The organism is Salinirubellus litoreus, from assembly GCF_037335815.1.
In the GTDB taxonomy this organism is placed as follows: Archaea; Halobacteriota; Halobacteria; order Halobacteriales; family Haloarculaceae; genus Salinirubellus; species Salinirubellus litoreus.
Window position 1 is genome coordinate 1566403 of the sequence record NZ_CP147841.1, and the last position, 14190, is coordinate 1580592.

Consider the following 14190-nt stretch of genomic DNA (forward strand, 5'->3'; position numbering starts at 1 on the left):
GACCGCCTCGGCTTCGGTACGACTCGCCGGTAGGAGTGATGCCGACTGGATCGAGCGACGGACGGTCCGGTCGCCGCTCGGCCATCACTCCCCCTCGGTGTCGCCGGCGAACCCGCGATAGGGAGCGAACCGCTCGCCGCGGATGAGCTGTTCGTCCGAGACGGCGAGCCCGAGCTCGCTCAGGTCCGAGGCGATGCGGGTGAGGTCGTCGTTGTCGGCGGCCACGACGCTCACGAGGAGGTTCTCCTCGCCGACGGCGATTTCGCGGACCGAGACGACGCCGGGCACCTCGATGGCCCGGTCGGCCAGCCGCTCGCGGTCGGTGATGGGGGCCGTACAGACGATCTGCACCAGGAGCTGGTAGCCGGCGCGCTCGAAGTCGACCTCGGCGTGGTAGCCCGAGATGATACCCTCGTCCTCGAGCCGCTGGATGCGCTTTCGGACGGTGCTCGGCGAGACGTCCATCCGCTCCGCGATCTCCTTCGAGGAGGCGTGACGGGCGTCCGCCTGGAGGGTGTAGAGGATGTGCCGGTCGAGTTCGTCCAGACCCTTCAGGGTCATACCGGAACAGTGTACGGAGCGCGGGTATGAGTGTTCGCCTCTCGGGAGGGGACCGATCCCCGGCCCGTCAGTCGCCGGCTCCGTAGAGCGCCGCGAGGCACTCGTCGATGAACCCCGGGACGCAGATCTCGTTGCCCGCCCGGATCTTGATTATGAGCCCGTCGGCATCCGAGAGGTAGACGTGGACGGCCGTCGCGCGCTCGTGCTGGAGCACGAGGCTGCAGGCGTGGCCGAGGTGGGTGTACACCTCCTCGACGTACGGGCGGTTGAACAGCGCGATCGATCGGTGGACGACGACGTCGAACTCGTGGTTCGAGAGCTCGGTCTTCAGGTCCTCGCGGATGTACCGGACGTCGTACCGGTAGCTGTCGGTGTTGAACGACGCGATCCACCGCAGGTCGTCCTCGTAGCGCTCCAGCAGGAACGCGACGAGTGCGTCGTAGTCGGGCTTGCGTCCGTTCGTGTCGATGTGGGTGTCAGTGCTCATGATTTCGTGGTGTAGTGGTGGTTGTTCATCCGAACTGTGCGATCAGCAGGACCACCCCGAGGCCGGCACCGACGACCAGCAGGGCGGTCCCGATGGCCGACTCGGCGGTCGCGGGGTCGTCGCGGTCGAGGAGCGATGCGACGGCGGCGCTCGCGCTCGCCAGCGCGCTCGTCGACCGCCGCCCGGCCCCGGCCGCCAGCCCGGCGGCGAGGCGGGCGAGGCGGAACGCCCCGGGGTGGACCAACCGGTCGACGTCGACGCTCGGAAGCCGCGAGAGCGGGCCGCGCAGGGCGACGAAGCCGACGACCCCCGCGAGGGTGACCGCGGCGGCCTTCGTCAGCTCGCTCGTCGCGTAGGGGTCGAACCCGCCGCTCCCCCCGGGGAGGAGCCCGAACAGGAGCTCCGGCGCGAGGCCGAACGCGACGCTCGGGACCGCCGCGACGACGAGGACGGCTGACAGCGCCGGGCGCGAGGGCCGGACCTCGATCGGCTTCGGCGGAACGCGGACGAACGCGTAGTAGCCGAACTTCGCGAACGACAGCACCGTCCCGACGCCGGCGAGGACGAGCGACCACCAGACGAGGTCCGCCCAGGGACCGGTCCCCTCGATGGACTTGAGGACGAGCCCCTTGCTGACGAACCCGGAGAATCCGGGGACGCCCGAGATGGCCAGCGCCGCGACGAGGAACGCCGCGAACGTCAGTGGCATCCGCCGGCCGAGCCCCCCGAGATCCTTCAGAGACCCTGTTCCGACCCGGTAGACCAGTGCGCCGGCCACCATGAACAGCAGCCCCTTGTAGAGGACGTGCGTCGAGAGGTGGGCGACGGCGCCCGAGGTGGCGAGTGCGGTCCCGACGCCGACCGCGGCGACCATGTACCCCACCTGCGAGACGATGTGGTACGACAGCAGCCGCCGGGCGTCGGTCTGGAGCACCGCCATCCAGACGGCGTACAGCGCCATCGCCGCGCCCATCCCGGCGACCAGCACGTGGCCGTCGGGGACGACACGGACGAGGGCGTAGACCGCCGCCTTCGTGGTGAAGCCCGCGAGGACGACGCTGGCGGCGACGTGGGGCCGCGGGTAGGTGTCGGGCACCCAGTAGTGCAGGCCGACGAATCCGAGGTTGACGCCGACGCCGAGCACCCCGAGTACTGTCGGGAGGCCGTCGGCGAGCCCCCCCACGATGAGGAAGTCGCCGACCGCCGTGTAGTGCAGCGCGACGGCCGCGACGAGCAGCGTCCCGCCGAGCAGGTGGTAGACGGCGTACCTGAACGCCGGACGGACGGCGTCGCCGCCGTGGTGCCAGACGAGCACCGTCGCGGTGACGGCCATCAGCTCCCACGCCACCAGGAGGGTGAGCCAGTCGCCCGCGAGTACGGCGGCCATCGAGGCACCCATGTACGCGAGGGCGTACGCGTTCGTCCTGGCGTCGGCGTCGGTCGCGTACGCGTAGGCGACACCGAGCGCCGCGACAGAGCCGAACACCGCCGCCACGGGCCTCGTGAGGCCGTCGATCCGGAGGAGCGTCTGCTCGAACCCGAGCGGGGCGACCGCGAGGGCCGTCCCGGCGGGCGCGAGCAGCACCCAGGGGACGGTCAGCGCGGTCAGCACGACGCCGACCGCGTAGCCCGCCCTGCGGGGAGCGACCAGCGCCACCGCGGCGGCGACCAGCAGCGCGACCCACGGCGGGACCGCGAGGAGTTCGTTCATCCGAACACCTCCGCGACGGCCGTCTCGGCCAGCTCCCAGAACGGGAGTGCGGTGGGGACGACCCCCAGCACCACCGCCATCCCGACGGTGAACAGCACCGGGAGGAGCAGGGCCGGGACGGCCTCGCTCGCGGGGGTGCGGTGCTCCCACGCCGTCGAGCGGGCGTAGCCGCCGTCGGCCGCCGCCGGGACGCGGGCACTCCCGCTCCCGCCAGCGCCGCCCTCGGGGCGGTCGTGCGGCGGGGCGAACGGGTGCCGGCTGGCCGGCGTCGACCGGTCGCGGCGGCCGAAGAACGCCGCGTAGACGACCGGCCAGAAGTACAACAGTTTCAGCACGCCCGCGACGAGGAACGCCGCGACGAACGCCGGGTGGACGCTCTCGGCGGCCCCGAGGACGAGGTGGAACTTGCTGACGAAGCCGGCCACGAGCGGGAAACCGACGAGCCCGGCGGCGGCGACCGCGAACGCGGTCATCGTCGCCGGGAGGCGTCGCCCAATGCCAGCCATGTCGGAGACGTACTTCTCGCCCGTCTCGACGTAGACCAGCCCCGCGGCGAAGAACAGCGTGATCTTCATGAACGCGTGGGCGACCACGTGCAGGAGCGCGCCGAACGCCGCCAGCGGCGTCAGGAGCGTCACCCCGAGGACGATGTACGAGAGCTGGCTGATCGTCGAGTAGGCCAGCCCGGCCTTGAGGTTGTCCTGCCGGAGACCCACGAGGGCCGCGAACACCATCGTGACGGCGGCGGCGGCCGCGAGGGGGAGCGCCACGCCGAGATCGCTCGCCGCGTCGGGGCCGAAGACGTACAGCACCGAGCGGGTCACGGCGAACGCGCCGCTCTTGACGACGGCGACGGCGTGGAGCAGACCCGACACCGGCGTCGGCGCGACCATCGCGGTCGGAAGCCACGCGTGGAGCGGGACGACGGCGGCCTTCACGCCGAACCCGACGACGAGCAGGCCGAACGCCGCCCGGCCGAGCGTCGGGTCGGCCGTCAACCCCCCGAGCCCGCCGGGAACGAACCCGAGGGTGCCGGCGAGGAGGCCGACGAGCAGGATGCCGCCGAAGGCGAGCACGCCGCCGCCGAGCGTGTACGCGAGGTACGTCCGACCGGCGGCGCGGGCCTCCCCGGTCCCCGCGTGGACGACCAGCGGGTAGGTCGCCAGCGTGAGCAGTTCGTAGAACACGAACAGCGTCAGCAGGTCCGCGGCGAGGGCGACGCCCATCGTGGCGGCGATGCTGGCGGCGAACGCGGCGAAGTACCGCGTCTGTCCACCCTCTCCGAGCCCGCGCATGTAGCCGATACTGTAGACGCTGGTGGCGGTCCAGAGGGTGGCCGCCAGCAGCGCGAACAGCAGGCCGGCGGCGTCGGCCCGGAGCGCTAGGTCGACCCCCGCGAGCGAGCCGAGCGGCGTGACCTGGGTGTCCGGCGAGCGGACCATCACCGCGACGACGGCGAGCGTGCCGACGGTGGCGAGTAGCGTCCAGGCCTCTCGGAGATTCGGGCGGGCGCTCGAGGCCAGGATGGGCGGTATCGCGAGCACCGGGACGAGCACCGCGAGCAGCGGCAGCAGGGAGACGACGTCGGTCATAGCCACCCCTCCACGACGGGGGCGAACCAGTCCGCCAGCGCCGTCGACGCCAGCCCGAGCGCGACGACGAGGGCCGCGGCCACGAGGACCACGGCGAGGGCCGACCGGTCGCTACGACCGCCGTCGGTCGCGGCCGGCGGCGAACCGGTGGGGGTCGACGATCCGCCACCGAGGTAGCACCGCTCGACGAGTCGACCGGCGTACGCCAGCGAGAGCATCGTGCTCGCGACGACGACCGCCGCGACGGCCCAGGAGCCGGCCTCAATGGCCCCGAGCGCGAGATACCACTTCGCCGCGAATCCGACGGTGGGCGGGAGGCCGACCAGGCTCACCGCGAGGACGGCGACGGCGGCGGCGTGGGCCGGCGACCGCCGCGCGATGCCGGCGTACTCCTCGACCGTTCGAGCGCCGAACTCGTGGGCGATCGTCCCCACGGCGACGAACAGGCCGCCCTTCGCGACGGCGTGGCCGACCAGCGCCAGGAGCGCGCCGACCAGCGCCGTCGGGGAGGCCAGGCCGACCCCGAGGCCGACGAGGCCGAACTGCGAGACCGACGAGTATGCCAGCAGCCGGCGGACGTCGGTCTCGCGGAGCGCGAGCACCCCGCCGGCGAGGACGCTGACGGCCGCGGCCGCGAGCAGGACCGTCCGGACCACCGGAACGGCCTCGAAGAACGCCGGCGTGAACACCCCGTAGGTGAGACGGACCAGCGCGTAGGCCGCCACCGTGGAGCCGAGCGCGGCGAGCAGCGCGGCGACGGCCGGCGGGGCGCTCGCGTAGGCGTCGGGCTTCCAGGCGTGGAGCGGGAACAGCGCCAGCTTCACGCCGAGGCCGACCGCCATCAGGGCGAACGCGGCGACGACGAGCGTCGAGCCATACCCGGCGGCCGCCAGCGCGGGCGCGAGGTCGGCCATCGCGAGCGTGCCCGTTGCGACGAAGGCGTAGCCGACGCCGAGCAGGTAGAGCGTCGCCCCCACGGTCCCGACGAGGAGGTACTTGAGGGCCGCGAGCGCGGCGTCAGCCCCCCGGGCGTGAGCGACCAGCGCGTACGCCGCCAACCCCGAGATCTCGAGGAAGACGTAGAGGTTGAACACGTCGGCCGTGACGACCACACCGGTGAGCCCGGCGGTCAGCAGCAGCCACAGGCCGTAGTAGGGGCCGCTCTCGACCGTCCGGTCGGAGAGGACCCCCCCGAGCCCGGCAAGCGCCACGAGCAGGACCATCGCGGCGGTCAGCCGGTCGGCGAACAGCCCGATGCCGAACGCAGCCGGGATGCCGCCCACGACGTAGACGATGGAACCCTCGGTGGCGACGAACCAGGCGAGGACGCCCGCGAGTCCGACCTGCGCGGTCAGGGTGAGCGTCGTCGCTCCCCGGGCGATCCGCGGGTAGCGCGGGGCGAGGAACACCGGTAGCACCGCCGCCAGGAGTGGAAGCGCGACCAGGAGCGGGAGCAGATCGCCGGCGTTCATGGCGATCCCTCCGTGGGCTCCGGTTCGGACACTCGACGCGCCTCCGCGCGGATCTCGCGGATGACGTCCTCGCGGAGCGTGCCGTACTCGTCGTAGAGCCGCACGACCAGCGCCAGCGCCACTCCCGTCACGCTGACCCCGACCACGATGGCCGTCAGGATGAGCACGTGCGGAAGCGGGTTGACGAAGGGACCCTCGCCGACGAGCAGCGGGGTCCGGCCGTCGACGCGGTACGCGCTCGTGACGAAGAACAGGAACACCCCGGTCTGGAGGATGTTCAGGCCGACGACCTTCTTCACGAGGTTCTCGTCGTCGACGAGGACGAACAGTCCGATGCCGACGAGCAGTGCGTAGACGGCGTGGGCGAACCAGCCGTCGAGGGCGAACGGGAGCTCAGTCATCGACGGCCACCTCCGTGGCGGGTCCGAGACCGCCGATCGGGTCATCGACCTCTCCCTGGACCGCGTCCCCGGACGTCTCGGGCTCCTCGTACCCGTCCGCGATGCGGACGAAGAGGACGACGACGACGGCCGCCACCGTCGCGCCGATGCCGACCTCGATGGCCTCGGTGGCGTACACCGTCGCCTTCGGTATCGGGAGGACGTCGAGCTGGAGGAACGCCCCGTCGAGGGCGACCCCGGCCAGCGCGACGGCCCCGAAGACGAGCGGGCCGGCGGCGACGAGCGCCGCCAGCACCCGGCGGTCGAGCCAGGCGGCGGTCCGCCGGATGCCGAGCGCGAATGCCACGGTGACGACCATCGCGGCGGCGACGACCCCGCCCTGGAACCCGCCGCCCACGGAGCTCGTCCCGTGGAACAGCGTGAACAGCCCGTAGGTGAGCACGAACGGGGCGAGCAGGCGCACCGTCGTCGTGACCACCGGACTGTCGGTGTACGGTTCCCGGGTCATGCCAGGGTCTCCCGGCCGAGGACGGCCAGCACGGCGACGGCGGCGGCGAACACCACGGCCACCTCGCCGAAGGTGTCGAACCCGCGGTAGACGACGAGCACCGCGGTCACGGCGTTGTCGACCCCGCGGTCCGTGGCGTCGGTCAGGTAGTAGTCGGCGACCGGGCCGAACGCGGCCGTCTCGCTCGCGCCGACGGCCGGGAGCGCCGGTACGGTCGCGAGCAACCCGAGGGTGACCGCGCCGGCGACCAGCACCGAACGGGGACGCACGCTCCGCCGATCGACCAGCCCCCCGTCGTCGGCCGGGCGGACGGTCCGGCTGATGGCGAGCAGGAACAGGGCAGTGGTGACGCCCGCGCCGACGGCGGCCTCCGTGAGCCCGACGTCCGGGGCCCGGTAGACGACCCAGAGCGCCGCGAGCCCGAGGCTGTAGGCGGCGAAGACGACGACCGCGGTGAGCACGTCGCGGACGATCGCGGTGAGCAGGGCCACCGTCAGGACGAACGCGAGCAGGACCGCGGAGAGGGCGGCCTCCAGCACGAGCGTCATCGAGACCCCTCCGTGTCCTCCGTCCCGTCGGAAAGGGCTGGCCCGAACCCGCCGTCGGGCAGTGGGGTGTCCCGGACCCACGGTTCGATGCCCGCGTCTGCGGCCGACCGGACGACCGCGTGGGCCGCGGTCGGGCCCGTCACGAGCACGAACAGCGCGAGCAGGGCGAGCTTCAGCGTCTCGCCGGGGCCGAACGCGACGGCCGCCGCGGCGATGGCCAGCAGCGCCCCGAGCGTCTCGCTCTTCGAGGCCGCGTGGGCTCGCGCGTAGACGTCCGGGAGCCGGTAGAACCCCACGACCGCCACGAGCGAGAAGACGACGCTCGCCGCGACCAGCCCGACGACGGCGACCGTCACGAGCGCGCTCACAGCACCCCTCCGCGCTCGATGCTGAACTTCGAGAGCCCGACCGAGAGCAGGAAGTTCAGCAGCGCGTAGACGAGCGCCACGTCGAGGAACCCCGGTTCGCCGAGAGCCGCGCCGACGAGCGCGAGGACGACCACCGTGGTCGTCCCGAGGACGTTCACCGCGACCACGCGGTCGTGGACGGTGGGACCGACGACGATTCGACCGAGCAGGACGGCGGCGAGGCCGGCGAGCAGCGTCGCTCCGCCGAGGAGCACGTCCGCGAGGAGCGGGTCCGGAACGTCGGTCATCGACCCCCTCCGTCGGGTCGGGGACCGGGCTCGCCCATCACGAACTCGACGGCCCGGGCGAGCGAGCCGGCCTCCAGGTCGGCCCGGCTCCCCGCGGTCAGGGCGTGCACGACGAGTTCGTCGTCGGTGATGTCGACGGTCAGCGTCCCGGGGGTGAGCGTGATGCTGTTCGCCAGCAGTGCCCGTGTCACCCGTCCCTCGGGGACGGGGAGGCGGACGACCGACGGCTCGATGGGGAGCCCGGGGTGGAGCACGACGTAGGCCATCGCGAGGTTCGCGCGGACGACCGCGTAGAGCAGGTACGGGAGGAAGACGACCGCTCTGAGCATCCGACCGACGGTTGCCACGGTGGGATCGGTCTCGAGCGTGACGCGGGAGAGCACGGCCGCGACGACGGCGGCGCTGACCACCCCGGTCACGAGGTCGAAGGGGTCGGTTGGATCCCCCAGCGCGAGGTAGAAGGCCAGCGCCAGCCCGAACGTGGTCGCGGTTCGGCGGGGGGTCCAGGGGAACGCGATCGGCGGCCGACGGACGCTACGCCCGGTCGGGGCCGGCTCGACGGCGATGTCCCGCCCGAGCGAGGCGATCGCGTCCCCGACCACACCCGGAGTGAACTCGTCCAGTTCCGGCGAGAGGACGACCCGGGTCGTCGCCGGGGGCAGGGCAGCGACGAGAGCCGTAACCCGTGCCGTGGCGTCCGCGCCGGCGACCGGCAGGGGCGCGACATCGACCGTTAGCCGTCCGAGGGACTCGCCCGCGAGGCCGTCCCGGATGCGTTCGACGAGCGCCTCCGCGGCGGGTCGGGGGAGCGCATCCTCGCCCGCACCGACGGCCACCAGGAACCGCGCGGAGACCGGGCCCTCCTGGGCCGCATCCCGGGCCTCGCGGAGGGTGTACTGTACGACGTCCCGGAGTCTGCCCCGGTCGCCGACGATCGCGACCAGATCGGTCACGATCCCCCTCCAGCGGGGGCCGACCACGCGCATCGAGCTGCTAAACGGGCATTCATTACCAACTCGGTAAAAGATACACACTATATTTACCGTTTCGGTTAATTCTTGGGCAAAGTTTATCGTTTCATGTCACTCAGTGCTCGTATGGCTATCAGACGCCGGGGCACCTCGGACAGTACCGAGCCGGATTCGTGGGCGAAGCAGCTGGCGACGGTGATGGACGGAACGGGGACCGAGAGGGGAGTCGACGACGGTCGACACCGGGACGAGAACCGCGTCCTAGTAGTCGGCGGCGGACAGGTCGGCCGGCGGATCGCCGAGGGGCTCGCGACGACCCACCACGTCCACCACGTGGACGCGGACCCGAACGTAGTCCGGACGGAGGCGTACGGGACGAGCCACGCACCCGACCTCACGAGCCCGGCGGCGATGGCGAGGATCGGAATCACGGCAGAGGACGTCGCCGTCGTGGCTACCGGGCTCGACGCCCGGAACCTCCTGGTGGTCCAGCAGCTCCGGACCCGGTTCGGCGTCGAGCGGCTCCTCGTCGTCGTCGAGGACCCCCGCAACCGCGAGGCGCTCGATCTCCCCGGCGTGACGGTCGTCTGCGCCGGGACGGTGCTATCGGAGGCGGTCGACTCGGCCGTCCTCGATAGCGACGAGGGGAACGTCGGAGAGGACGCTCCGGCGGCCACCGACTGAGATGACGAAGACGCTCGAGCGTGACCTCGGGCTCCCGGCCGTCGTCGCCATCAGCATGGGCGCGAGGGCCCCCCGGCTTGCGTCCCCGCTCGCCGACCCGTTCGATAGTGGGAGTGTCGGGCGTCGTGCCGAATACGGGGAGTGTCCGCCGTGTCCGCCCCACCGGGTGGTGGCGGACCGACGCGACCCCGCGGCGCGAAACGGCCAGTAGCTTTTTCGAGGCGACTGTCGATACTGCTGTCATGAACGGTGGGGAGACGCGGCCGATGCACTCGGCCGCGAAGGGGGGAGTCGCTGCTACGACGAATCGAGCCGGTAGCTCCCGTGACGGGGGGCGGGGAACGGTGCGCCGGATCCTGCGACCGGACGTCCGAACGATCCGTGGGCGATGGAACGTGCGTGGACGGAGGAGCTGAACGACGGATGAGATCGGAGAGAGCCCCGTTTCGAGCGGATGGAGTGGCCACACTGGTTGTCGCGGCTCTGGTGGTGCTCGTGGCTACCGCCGGCGTGGTGACGGCGGCCGGCAGCACGACCGTCAGTATCACGTCACGGACCGACACCGTCGACGTCAGCGAGACGACGACCTTCGAGGTGGTCCTCGAGAGTGCTGACGGCGGGGTCGGCGTATACAGCCTCGACGTCGCGCTCTCGGATCCGTCGGTGGCGACCATCTCCGGCGTGGAGTTCGGCGGCAGCCCGAACCTGACGGAGAGCAACGTCGAGGCCGGCTCCGCGAACGTCCGGGCGGCCAGGGCAGACACCGCCGACACCGGACCCGTGACGGTCCTGACCGTGACCGTCCGGGGCGAACGGGCCGGATCGACGAACCTGTCGGTGACGGTCAACGCCCTCGGAGACGAACAGGGGATCGACTACGACGTGACCGGCACCAGCGGCGCGAGCCTCACTGTGTCCGAGGCGAATTCGGCGTCGGGGGGCGGTGACGCTCCCGACCGCGGTGGCGGAGGCGGCAGCGCGCTCGGCGAAGACCCGAGCGGCGAGGTAGAGGTCGTCGACGCGACCCTGCTGAACGAAACGGTAGCGACCGACGCTGGTGTGGTCGCGCGCGTCGACCTGGCGAACAACGATCCCGTTCGCGGGATCGTCTCGCTGAACCTGACGGCGAACGGGTCGACCGTGACCGAGCGGTCCGTGGCGGTGGCCGCGTCGACCGAGCGGACGGTGTTCCTCCGACACGAGTTCGACCGGCCGGGGACCTACGAGGTGTCGGTGAACGGCGTAGCGCTCGGTGCCGTCAGCGTCACCGCGGAGGCGACTCCCACGAGGACCGGCACCACCACGCCCGGCCAGACGACCGATTCGGCGACGGTCTCGCCGAACACGACGACGGACGACACCGTCACGCCGGCGGACGCCGAGCGCCCGGAGACGGCGGGAGACGGGGACCGCTCGCCGAGCGCGCGCGACGGGTCAGGGTTCGGCCTGTTCGTGACGGTCGTCTCCGTCCTCGTCTCCGGTCTGCTCCTGCGGCGGGTCTGAGTCGAGCCGCCGTCGCCCCGTCCGATCTCGGCTCCGTCGCGCTCCGCTCGCTCGGACGACCCGAGTGACGCCTCACTCACGCCGCGGACCGCACACCGAGACCCGTAGCGCCGCGCTCTCGCGCCCGAACCCACAGCGACTTCCCGTCGCCCTTCGAACCCCGGCCATGCACGCGCCGCACCGGCTCGCGACGGAGGGTCACTGATGCGCGAGGCCGGTCCGCTGGAGGGCGAGATGGGGATGCGCTACTACGCGAGCGAGAGCGACGGTACTGGTGGAGTTCTCCGCACGGAGCCCGAAGACTTCCGCGTCACCGAGATCGAGCGGTTCGGCGCGGACATCCGGCCTCGCGATGCGGACCCGGGGAGCTACCCTCACACCGTCTTCCGGGCCACGCTGCGAGGGTGGGACACGAACGACTTCGCCGACGCCCTCTCGACGAAGCTCGGGATCAGCCGCGAGCGGGTGTCGTGGGCCGGCACGAAGGACAAACGCGCGGTCACCACACAGCTGTTTTCGGTTCGGGACGTCGACCCCGACGGGGTGCCCGAGGTCCGGAACGCCGACATCGAGGTACTCGGACGGGCGGGTCGGCCGGTACTGTTCGGCGACCTCGCGGGCAACGCCTTCGAGATCCGCGTCCGCGACGCGGAGCGGCCCGAGAACGCCGAACTGGTGGCCCGGGAGCTCCGCGCGTTCGCCGGCGGCGACCCCGACGATCCCGACGTTTCGGGAGGTACCCCGAACTTCTTCGGCCACCAGCGGTTCGGCTCGCTCCGACCGATCACCCACCGGGTGGGGCTCGAGGTCGTCCAGGGGGACTGGGAGGCGGCGGTGCTGGAGTACGTCACCACGACGGGCGAGAACGAACCGGCGGACACCCGCGAGGCCCGAGAGTGGGTCGCCGAGACGCGCGACTGGGCCGGGGCCGTCGAACGGCTTCCGGGTCGCCTGCGCTACGAGCGGTCGATGTGTCACGCGCTCGCCGAGGCGGTGGGTGAGCCCGGACCCGAGGAGTTCCGCGGAGCGCTGGAGACCCTTCCCACGAACCTCCAGCGGCTGCTCGTCAACGCCGCCCAGTCCTACCTGTTCAACGAGATCCTCTGCCGGCGGCTGGAGCGCGGGCTCCCGTTCCACGAGGCCGTCGAGGGTGACGTGGTCTGCTTCGCCGACCGCGACGCCCCCGATGGGCTGGCGCTCCCCGACACCGACCGGCTCCAGGTCGCGAGCGGCGATCGGCTCCGGACCGTCAACCGCCACTGCGCGCGCGGGCGGGCGTTCGTCACCGCACCGCTCGTCGGCACGGAGACGGAGTTCGCCGACGGCGAACCGGGCGCGATCACTCGGGAGGTCCTCGAGGAGTTCGGCGTCGTCCGGGAGGACTTCGACCTCCCCGGGGAGTTCCACTCGACGGGGACCCGCCGGGCGGTGCTCCTGCGGACGGACCTGGACGTCGGGATGGATCCCCCGACGCTCTCGTTCCCGTTACCGAAGGGGAGCTACGCGACGGTCGTCCTCCGGGAGATCATGAAGACGGACCCCACGGCGCTGACCTGAGATCGTCCGCCGCAGCCGACTGTCGAGGTTGACATCCTCCATCGCCTGAAGACGCGGGCCTCCCATGCGTTGTTGGCCGAGGAGGTCGATCCTGACGCTCGGGCGTCTACGGTTTGCTGGACTGGCAGCCAGTGGCTCTGTCATGAAGCCGTTACTCGTCTACCCGGAGAGGGCGTCGAGTACCTGGAGTGATTAGCCACAGTCGCCGTGATCGACTTACCGTCTTTCCGTTTGAGTTCGGCTCCGAGCCGTGGCAAACACCGAGTCAACTGCCAGTGTTCCGCGTACACGACCGAGGACAGCACAGTATGACGAAGGTGTATCGGATTCAGTTGGTGGCTGACGCCACCAGTATCCTTCTCGAACCCGAAATTTGCGTTTCGGACCGACGGGACTGTGCTGCAAGAGCGGACTGCCGATGGCCGGGAGCTTCCTCCCGATCAGATACGTTCGATGACGAACCTGCCTCCGTCATTGTGTGAGGTGCTCCAGCCCCACGTTCCGTCGAGCCGATGTTCGGTTAAACCGCTTCGCCAGATTCCGAGCCCTCGGTTCGGTCCTGATCGCCACTGGTAGTCAATACGGATACCCTTGAATCCAAGACTATCAGTCCCACTAATAGTCTCCAAATATTTTATCGTTCCCTGGATGTCGACGGTCACCTGTCCGGAGTGGTAGGTATAGGTGAATCGCCCGTCGATCGGTGTTCCGTTCTCGAGATTCGGTTCTCCCGGCGTAAGAGTTCCGTTGATCGCGATTCGAGGGTTGTTCGGATCGTTGCGGATCGAGAACGATCCCTGCCAACTCCCCGCCAAGAGGTTGTTCCAAACGACCGGGGCAACATCGCCGTGGTACAGGTTCGTGTGAGTTTCTTCGTTCCAGTTGGCATTCACGTAATCCCGGATATCGAACCGGCCGCCGGGGTTGTTCTCCAGCCAGCGATAGAACTCGTATCCTCGGGAGTTCGCCTCGAGATCAGCCCTCGAGTAGACGCCTGTGCTCTGAAGACCGAAGATCGCGAGCGGAGGGTCGGTATAGTGCACAACTTCGTTTAACGGAGCGGCAGCTTCGGTCTCGTGGCCCCATTGACGTGCATCGGCCAGCGTGTGTCCGTGGCGTGTGACGAGGATGTAGTACACGTATCCCTGTTGCATGAAGTGGCCAAGCTTGTCCGCGCCGATGTACACGTCACCGATGCGTATTGTCGGAGCGAGAACACGTGTCAGGCCTCCATCTGAACTTCCCCACAACCCGTAGTTTACCCCGGCGTACTTGCTCACGTTCTGTGCAACTGGAAACGAGAAATTGGGTCCGCCCGTCCCCGCCCAGGCTTCGATTTTTGTCTTGTAATTCGAGCTAAAGGGATTCCATGTCGCGTTCCTCCCGACCAGCCGGTACACTGAATCAGCCACTTGCCGTCCGTTCACTCCGGCGGGAGCACTTGCCAATCCAATCGCGGTGTTCACGTACTGGTTGACAGCGTTGGTCGCATCAACCTGGGCTCGTGATCGAACGTTAGTGTCACATTCGGCCATTGTGA

At 70.4% G+C, this 14190-nt stretch carries 16 protein-coding genes; 4 read left to right on the forward strand and 12 right to left on the reverse strand.

Going from position 1 to position 14190, the window contains the following annotated elements:
• Positions 1–84: 84 nt before the first annotated feature.
• The 11 genes from WDJ58_RS07615 to WDJ58_RS07665 all read right to left on the reverse strand — a co-directional run bounded on the left by WDJ58_RS07615 (position 85) and on the right by WDJ58_RS07665 (position 8888).
• On the reverse strand, positions 85–561 hold the full coding sequence (locus WDJ58_RS07615; RefSeq protein ID WP_338917058.1) for an Lrp/AsnC family transcriptional regulator: 477 nt from the start codon (positions 559–561) through the stop codon (positions 85–87).
• Positions 562–628: 67 nt separating this feature from the next.
• A complete protein-coding gene (locus WDJ58_RS07620) occupies positions 629–1048 on the reverse strand; it encodes a hypothetical protein (protein WP_338917059.1) in 420 nt (139 codons plus the stop codon).
• Between the two features lie 25 nt (positions 1049–1073).
• Positions 1074–2759, reverse strand: coding sequence for a proton-conducting transporter membrane subunit (locus WDJ58_RS07625; protein WP_338917060.1), 1686 nt, complete (start codon positions 2757–2759; stop codon positions 1074–1076).
• Positions 2756–4351, reverse strand: a complete 1596-nt coding sequence (locus WDJ58_RS07630; protein ID WP_338917061.1) for a proton-conducting transporter membrane subunit — start codon at positions 4349–4351, stop codon at positions 2756–2758. The genes WDJ58_RS07625 and WDJ58_RS07630 overlap by 4 nt, the downstream gene beginning before the upstream one ends.
• A complete protein-coding gene (locus WDJ58_RS07635; RefSeq protein WP_338917062.1) occupies positions 4348–5823 on the reverse strand; it encodes a proton-conducting transporter membrane subunit in 1476 nt (491 codons plus the stop codon). The genes WDJ58_RS07630 and WDJ58_RS07635 overlap by 4 nt, the downstream gene beginning before the upstream one ends.
• Positions 5820–6224, reverse strand: coding sequence for a cation:proton antiporter subunit C (locus WDJ58_RS07640; RefSeq protein WP_338917064.1), 405 nt, complete (start codon positions 6222–6224; stop codon positions 5820–5822). Before WDJ58_RS07640 ends, WDJ58_RS07635 begins: the two co-directional genes overlap by 4 nt.
• A complete protein-coding gene (locus WDJ58_RS07645; RefSeq protein ID WP_338917065.1) occupies positions 6217–6732 on the reverse strand; it encodes an MnhB domain-containing protein in 516 nt (171 codons plus the stop codon). Before WDJ58_RS07645 ends, WDJ58_RS07640 begins: the two co-directional genes overlap by 8 nt.
• Positions 6729–7280, reverse strand: a complete 552-nt coding sequence (locus WDJ58_RS07650; protein WP_338917066.1) for a DUF4040 domain-containing protein — start codon at positions 7278–7280, stop codon at positions 6729–6731. Before WDJ58_RS07650 ends, WDJ58_RS07645 begins: the two co-directional genes overlap by 4 nt.
• Entirely contained in the window at positions 7277–7648 is a 372-nt protein-coding gene (gene mnhG / locus WDJ58_RS07655) for a monovalent cation/H(+) antiporter subunit G (protein WP_380660465.1), read from the reverse strand. The genes WDJ58_RS07650 and mnhG overlap by 4 nt, the downstream gene beginning before the upstream one ends.
• Positions 7645–7935 carry a cation:proton antiporter gene (locus WDJ58_RS07660; RefSeq protein WP_338917067.1) on the reverse strand — a complete coding sequence of 97 codons (291 nt, stop codon included), beginning with the start codon at positions 7933–7935 and terminating at the stop codon, positions 7645–7647. The genes mnhG and WDJ58_RS07660 overlap by 4 nt, the downstream gene beginning before the upstream one ends.
• The gene (locus WDJ58_RS07665; protein WP_338917069.1) at positions 7932–8888 is read right to left on the reverse strand and encodes a Na+/H+ antiporter subunit E; all 957 of its coding nucleotides are present in this window, start codon (positions 8886–8888) and stop codon (positions 7932–7934) included. Before WDJ58_RS07665 ends, WDJ58_RS07660 begins: the two co-directional genes overlap by 4 nt.
• A 144-nt stretch (positions 8889–9032) precedes the next feature.
• On the opposite strand from WDJ58_RS07665, the gene WDJ58_RS07670 reads away from it, so the two are divergent.
• The 4 genes from WDJ58_RS07670 to truD all read left to right on the forward strand — a co-directional run bounded on the left by WDJ58_RS07670 (position 9033) and on the right by truD (position 12650).
• A complete protein-coding gene (locus WDJ58_RS07670; protein ID WP_338917070.1) occupies positions 9033–9590 on the forward strand; it encodes an NAD-binding protein in 558 nt (185 codons plus the stop codon).
• 1 nt (position 9591) lies between these two features.
• Complete coding sequence (locus WDJ58_RS07675) at positions 9592–9801, forward strand: hypothetical protein (protein WP_338917071.1); 210 nt, start codon at positions 9592–9594, stop codon at positions 9799–9801.
• A 248-nt stretch (positions 9802–10049) separates the two neighbouring features.
• Positions 10050–11093, forward strand: coding sequence for a hypothetical protein (locus tag WDJ58_RS07680; RefSeq protein ID WP_338917072.1), 1044 nt, complete (start codon positions 10050–10052; stop codon positions 11091–11093).
• A gap of 204 nt (positions 11094–11297) precedes the next feature.
• Positions 11298–12650, forward strand: a complete 1353-nt coding sequence (truD, locus tag WDJ58_RS07685) for a tRNA pseudouridine(13) synthase TruD (protein ID WP_338917073.1) — start codon at positions 11298–11300, stop codon at positions 12648–12650.
• Between the two features lie 440 nt (positions 12651–13090).
• Here the strand turns inward: truD and WDJ58_RS07690 are convergent, their stop codons facing one another.
• Complete coding sequence (locus tag WDJ58_RS07690) at positions 13091–14116, reverse strand: hypothetical protein (RefSeq protein WP_338917074.1); 1026 nt, start codon at positions 14114–14116, stop codon at positions 13091–13093.
• Positions 14117–14190 lie beyond the last annotated feature (74 nt).

Excerpts from the sequence above, each read along its gene's own strand:
- WDJ58_RS07640 (WP_338917064.1), bottom strand. The coding sequence starts at position 6,224 with ATGACTGAGCTCCCGTTCGCCCTCGACGGCTGGTTCGCCCACGCCGTC.
- WDJ58_RS07625 (WP_338917060.1), bottom strand. The coding sequence starts at position 2,759 with ATGAACGAACTCCTCGCGGTCCCGCCGTGGGTCGCGCTGCTGGTCGCC.
- truD (WP_338917073.1), top strand. The coding sequence starts at position 11,298 with ATGCGCGAGGCCGGTCCGCTGGAGGGCGAGATGGGGATGCGCTACTAC.
- WDJ58_RS07645 (WP_338917065.1), bottom strand. The coding sequence starts at position 6,732 with ATGACCCGGGAACCGTACACCGACAGTCCGGTGGTCACGACGACGGTG.
- WDJ58_RS07670 (WP_338917070.1), top strand. The coding sequence starts at position 9,033 with ATGGCTATCAGACGCCGGGGCACCTCGGACAGTACCGAGCCGGATTCG.
- WDJ58_RS07650 (WP_338917066.1), bottom strand. The coding sequence starts at position 7,280 with ATGACGCTCGTGCTGGAGGCCGCCCTCTCCGCGGTCCTGCTCGCGTTC.
- WDJ58_RS07620 (WP_338917059.1), bottom strand. The coding sequence starts at position 1,048 with ATGAGCACTGACACCCACATCGACACGAACGGACGCAAGCCCGACTAC.
- WDJ58_RS07630 (WP_338917061.1), bottom strand. The coding sequence starts at position 4,351 with ATGACCGACGTCGTCTCCCTGCTGCCGCTGCTCGCGGTGCTCGTCCCG.
- WDJ58_RS07660 (WP_338917067.1), bottom strand. The coding sequence starts at position 7,935 with ATGACCGACGTTCCGGACCCGCTCCTCGCGGACGTGCTCCTCGGCGGA.
- WDJ58_RS07635 (WP_338917062.1), bottom strand. The coding sequence starts at position 5,823 with ATGAACGCCGGCGATCTGCTCCCGCTCCTGGTCGCGCTTCCACTCCTG.
- WDJ58_RS07615 (WP_338917058.1), bottom strand. The coding sequence starts at position 561 with ATGACCCTGAAGGGTCTGGACGAACTCGACCGGCACATCCTCTACACC.
- WDJ58_RS07675 (WP_338917071.1), top strand. The coding sequence starts at position 9,592 with ATGACGAAGACGCTCGAGCGTGACCTCGGGCTCCCGGCCGTCGTCGCC.